This is a genomic window from Variovorax sp. P4_D9, from assembly GCF_056401695.1.
In genome coordinates, this window is record NZ_JBFUIU010001670.1 from 1 (window position 1) to 730 (window position 730).

General features: G+C 66.7%; 1 protein-coding gene. It reads right to left on the minus strand.

Annotated elements, in window-relative coordinates:
- Positions 1–99: 99 nt before the first annotated feature.
- A complete protein-coding gene (locus tag AC1DY5_RS57675; RefSeq protein WP_478123047.1) occupies positions 100–510 on the minus strand; it encodes a GH36-type glycosyl hydrolase domain-containing protein in 411 nt (136 codons plus the stop codon).
- Positions 511–730: the final 220 nt, after the last annotated feature.

The window sequence follows — 730 nt, forward strand, 5'->3', positions numbered from 1 at the left end:
CCACGGTAGTCCCGGAGACGGGCCGCTTCAACGGCTCAAGCCATTCTGTCTAGCACGCGCGCGGCCACGGTAGTCCCGGAGACGGGCCGCTTCAACGGCTCAAGCCATTCTGTCTAGCACGCGCGCGGCATCGCAGTGCGTGGCGAACGCCAGCGCGACCCAGAGCGCCGCGTGCGTGTACTGGCCGCCGGTTTCGCGCACGCGGGGAACGTAGCCTTCGATGTAGCCGGGCGACGGCTGCGAGGTGTCGAAGGGCGGATCCAACAACTGCACGCAACGGGTGTCGCGGCGGACGAGCTCCCGGTACACCGCCGAGTCCATTGCGATTCGCGCGAGCTCGGCGGCCGCCGCACCCAAGAGCACCGCCCCGCTCTGGGCAATCGAATCGATTCGGCACTCGGCGAGGGCAAACGCTTTCGCTATGCCTGCCGATTCCTCAGTCTGGTGCGTCGTTCTCCGGCGCCTTCGCGAGCAGTTCAGTTGTACGCGGATTGCCTGATGGCTGCGCATGGCGCGCGGCACTGATCGACGGCCCGCCAGGCATCAGCCTCGTTCAGTCTCCCTTGAACCCTGTGGCCTTGATGACCGGCGTCCAGCGCGCGGCGAGGGCGTCCGTGTATCTGGCAACCTCATCCGGTGTGTTGCCTGGCAGCCATTCGTATCCCGTCTGGCCCAGCTTCTCGCGCACATCGGGCATCGCCAACACCTTTCGCATGGCCTGAGCCCACTG

Bases quoted from the DNA above. Each gene is read 5' to 3' on its own strand.
- AC1DY5_RS57675 (WP_478123047.1), bottom strand. From the start codon at position 510: ATGCGCAGCCATCAGGCAATCCGCGTACAACTGAACTGCTCGCGAAGG.